The organism is Protofrankia sp. CiP1_Cm_nod3, from assembly GCF_982290655.1.
In genome coordinates this window covers 1-4,628 of the sequence record NZ_CEVIVD010000232.1, presented here as the reverse complement: position 1 = coordinate 4,628, position 4,628 = coordinate 1, and the positions used below count along the sequence as shown (strand labels likewise).

At 70.1% G+C, this 4,628-nt stretch carries 2 protein-coding genes and 1 pseudogene; 1 reads left to right on the top strand and 2 read right to left on the bottom strand.

Annotated features, from left to right (window positions below; genetic code table 11):
- Together AC5LUJ_RS23330 and AC5LUJ_RS23325 are read right to left on the bottom strand one after the other, a co-directional pair.
- Nucleotides 1–824: pseudogene (locus AC5LUJ_RS23330) on the bottom strand (excinuclease ABC subunit UvrA); the annotation flags it as partial.
- A gap of 111 nt (nt 825–935) precedes the next feature.
- Entirely contained in the window at nt 936–1,385 is a 450-nt protein-coding gene (locus AC5LUJ_RS23325) for a helix-turn-helix transcriptional regulator (RefSeq protein WP_250286547.1), read from the bottom strand.
- An 840-nt stretch (nt 1,386–2,225) separates the two neighbouring features.
- Here AC5LUJ_RS23325 and helR point away from each other — a divergent pair.
- Entirely contained in the window at nt 2,226–4,394 is a 2,169-nt protein-coding gene (helR, locus tag AC5LUJ_RS23320; RefSeq protein ID WP_493465781.1) for an RNA polymerase recycling motor ATPase HelR, read from the top strand.
- Nucleotides 4,395–4,628: the final 234 nt, after the last annotated feature.

Sequence of the window (4,628 nt, the reverse complement as noted above, 5' to 3'; positions counted from 1 at the left end):
ATCTTCGGGATCAGCCCCTCGTACGTCAGGTTGACACCGTTGACTTTGATCTTGGTAGGCTCCTTGTGGAGGAGGTCGTGGAGCTCCTTCCCGGTGTACCCGCGGATCGGCTTGTCCGGGTCGAGGAAGCCGCAGCCGCTGAAGATGCGGCCGTACCAGCCGTCGACGCCGTAGCCGGGGATCGTGAGCGCACCCTCGTTGAGCGACCTGCTGTCGTCGTAGAGCGCGGACAGGTCGAAGCCGGTGACCGTTCCCCGGCCCTCGCAGCGCGGGCACATGCCGCCGGTACGGGTGAAGGTCCGCGTCACGGTTCTGCCGGCGCCGCGTTCGACCGTGATCGCCCCGCTCGCGCGGACCGAGGGGACGTTGAAGGAGAACGCGCCGGGCGGGCCGATGTGCGGCTGCCCGAGCCGGCTGAAGAGGATGCGCAGCATCGCGCCCGCGTCGGTGGCGGTGGCGACCGTGGAACGGGCGTCGACGCCCATCCGCTGCTGGTCGACGATGATCGCGGTCGTCAGCCCCTCGAGCACGTCGACCTCGGGCCGCGCCAGCGTCGGCATGAAGCCCTGCACGAAGGCGCTGTAGGTCTCGTTGATCAGCCGCTGCGACTCCGCGGCGATCGTGCCGAACACCAGCGAGCTCTTGCCCGAGCCGGAGACACCGGTGAACACCGTCAGCCTGCGCTTCGGGATCTCGATGCTGACGTCCTTGAGGTTGTTCTCGCGCGCGCCCCGCACCCGGATCAGCTCGTGACTGTCGGCAACGTTCCTGCCGGCAGCGTGCGGCGCGGGCGATCGCGGGCCCGTCCTCGTGGCCATGCTCATCCTGTCTTTCATCGGTTCATCGGTTCATCGGTTCATCGGTCCATCGGCGTACCGGTGCATCGGTGCCGGCGGCCGCCTGACGGCCGCCACCGGCGTCGTGCGCGGGCTCCTTCACGCTAGGTGCGGCTCGGGGGCTGGCGCTTCTCGATTCCTGACCGGTCTGGTGGCCTGTTTCGCCACGCAGGACGGCATCCCCGCCGTCGCGCGCGCCGCCTGGCGCCGGTAGGCGTTCGGTGGCATACCGACCAGTTCGGTGAAGCGGCTGCTGAAGGTGCCCAGCGACGAGCAGCCGACCGCGAAACAGACCTCGGTGACGCTGAGATCGCCACGACGCAGCAGCGCCATCGCGCGCTCGATGCGCCGCGTCATGAGATAGCTGTACGGCGACTCGCCGTAGGCGCGGCGAAACTCACGGCTGAGGTGCCCGGCCGACATGTGCGCGCCGCGGGCGAGCGCCTCGACGTCCAGCGGCCGGGCGTACTCCCGGTCGATCCGGTCGCGGACGCGCCGCAGCCGCGCGAGGTCGCGCAGGCGCCGCTCCTCGGCGGCTCCGCTCGTCACCTACGAGATCGTGCCACGTCGTGCCGGAGCCGGCGTCGTTTACTCGTCCCAGTTGCCGATGCCGCTGAGCTGTCCGATCCGCTCGGCCGGCAGGCCGGTCAGCGCGGCGACGGATGGGTGGGCGAGCTGTCCAGCGTCCAGCACCTGGCCCCGCCTTGGTCCCTTCCGCGTCGAAGGTGTCGGCCGTCAGGTCGTCGAGGGACCGGATGGGCGTGTGCCTCTCGCGGCCAGGAGTTCCTCGACGGTGACCTGAGGGCGCAGCAGCGGATACAGAGAGGGTGTCCGGTCTCCGGAGTGCTCATGGACGAGGGCCTCCTCGCCGGTGTTTCCGGCTGGCTGCGAACCAGGACCAGCATACGGCGGCGTGCAGGTCGCGACCCGTGACCGGCCGCAGTCCGAAGAAACCGTCGCCTTGTCGCACACCGGTAGACGTCGGGCATTCGGCACCACCACGCCGACGGCCCGCGACCGCAAAGAGTGGCCGTCGTCGACCCTGAGAAGGGACCCGTCCTGGCAATCCTAATTTACGACCGAATTCTCGACTCGACCGAATTCTCGACTCGACCGATGAGCGGGCCGCCAAACTGGTGACCGAGCCGGTAACCGAGCTGGTGACCAATCTGGTGACCAAGTACCCGACGCCCACTCCCTGCCACTTTTAACCTATATCGTACCGGGGGGCTTGCGGCAAGGCCCGGGTCGTGCCGCAGAATAGCCGGCCGAGGCCAGGAGCTGCGGAAACGGGAGTCGCGGAATGCGTGTGTTGTTGTCGACGTATGGGTCGTGCGGGGACGGCGGGCCGCTGGTGGGACGCGCGGCGCGGCTGCGGGCGCTGATGGCGTGCACCCCTTGACCACCAGCGCGTTCGACCTTCCCTACCACCTCGCCGCCAAGGCCGGCCCGACGCTGATCGCCGGCGACGAGCAACACTTCGCGGCCATCGCGGAGAGCCTTGAGCAGTCGATCGCCGACCTGTCCGACCGCCTCGATGCCGCGCGCAGGGCGCCCGGTGGCACAGGCCAGCAGGCGATGGACCGGGACATGGAGGTCCACCGGCTGACCGCCCGCCTGCGCGTCCTGCGTCGCTTCGGCCTGGACCTGTGCCTCGGGCACATCGTCAGCGCGGACAGCCCCGAGCCCGTGTACATCGGACGGCTCGGCCTCACGGACAGCGCGGGCCGTCGGCTGCTGCTCGACTGGCGCGCGCCGGCGGCCGAGCCGTTCTTCGGAGCGACCCACGCCAACCCGATGGGCCTGGCGAGCCGCCGCAGGTATCGCTGGACCCGCGGCCGGATCAGCGACTACTGGGACGAGGTGTTCACCATGCTCACCTCGGATGGGTTCGAAGGGCACAGCGCGCTCGACGACCAGTCCGCCTTCATCGCCAGCCTGGGCGGCGACCGGTCGCCCCGGATGCGGGACGTGCTCGGCACCATCCAGGCCGACCAGGACGCCATCATCCGCGCGGGATCCGACGGCGCTCTCGTCGTCGACGGCGGTCCGGGCACGGGGAAGACCGTCGTCGCCCTGCACCGTTCCGCCTACCTTCTCTACCGTGACCCGCGCCTCGGTCACCGCCGGGGCGGCGTGCTGTTCGTCGGCCCGCATCAGCCTTACCTGGCCTACGTCGCCGACGTCCTGCCCGGCCTCGGCGAGGAGGGCGTGCAGACCTGCACCCTGCGGGACCTCGTCGCCGAGGGAGCCGCGGCAACGGTCGAGACCGACCCGGACGTGGCCCGCCTGAAGTCGTCCGCGGACCTGGTGAAGGCGATCGAGACGGCCGTGAGGTTCTACGAGGAGCCGCCCACCAGAGGGATGACGGTCACGACCGACTGGTCGGAGATCTGGCTGGGCGCCGACGCCTGGGCCGAGGCGTTCGAAGCACCAGACCCCGGCACCGCGCACAACGAGGCGCGCGAGCAGATCTGGGAGGAACTGCTCACGATCCTGATGGACAAGCACGACGTCGAGGTCGACGTCGACGTCCCGGCCGGCCTGCTCCGCCAGTCGCTGCTGCGGAACGAGGAGCTGGTCACGGCCCTCAACCGGGCGTGGCCGCTGCTCGAAGCGGCTGACCTCGTCGCGGACCTGTGGTCGGTACCCGCCTACCTGCGCAGGTGTGCCCCCTGGCTGCGCCCCGCCGAGATCCGGAAGCTGCGGCGCGAGGACGCCCGGGCCTGGACGGTGTCCGACCTGCCACTCCTGGACGCGGCACGGCAACGGCTCGGCGACCCGGGGGTGTCACGGCGCAGGCGTCGGCGGGGCGCCGCCCTCGCCGCCGAACGCGAGCGCGTGGCCAGGGTCGTCGACCACCTGCTCGCCGCCGACGACGACGGTGAAGGCGTGGTGACGATGCTGCGCGGAGAGGACCTGCGGGACGCCCTGGTCGACGAGTCCGGGCTGCCCGTTACCGGCCCGGACCCGCTCGCCGGCCCGTTCGCGCACATCGTCGTGGACGAGGCGCAGGAACTGACCGACGCGGAGTGGCAGATGCTGCTGCTGCGCTGCCCGTCCCGCAGCTTCACCATCGTCGGGGACCGCGCCCAGGCCAGGCACGGGTTCACACAGCCGTGGCGGGAACGGCTCACCCGGATCGGGCTCGACCGGATCAGCCTGGCCTCCCTGAGCATCAACTACCGGACCCCGGAAGAGGTGATGGCGGAAGCCGAGCCGGTTATCCGGGCGGTGCTCCCGGACGCCAACGTGCCGGTGTCCATCCGCGGCGGCGGCCTCCCCGTCGTGCACGGATCCGTTTCGGAGCTGGGCTCGATCCTCGACGCCTGGCTCGCCGCGCACGCCGACGGGACCGCCTGCGTCATCGGCGATCCCACGTTCCGGGCGACGCCCCGCGTCCGGTCGCTGCCCCCGGAGCTGTCGAAGGGGCTCGAGTTCGACCTGGTCGTCCTCATCGACCCGGAGACGTTCGGCGACGGCATCGAAGGAGCGGTCGACCGCTACGTCGCGATGACCCGGGCGACCCGGCAGCTCGTCATCCTCACAAGCCCCTGACGCCGGCCAGAACAACATGATCGCCATCGGGCGACCATGAAGGGCTCAAGGAGACAAGCCTGGTGCTGTCATAACGACAGCGGATTCATATCCTTGTCTTTTCGCTGCTTATCCCCAGGACCCGTTGTTGCTGTCGGTTCCTGCTCGTAGTACCGCCAGTTGCTGGCGGCACTGGGCGCGTTTGGTGTCCACCCCGGGTTCGCGGGGTCACATGGTAGGTGACGCCGTGGTAAT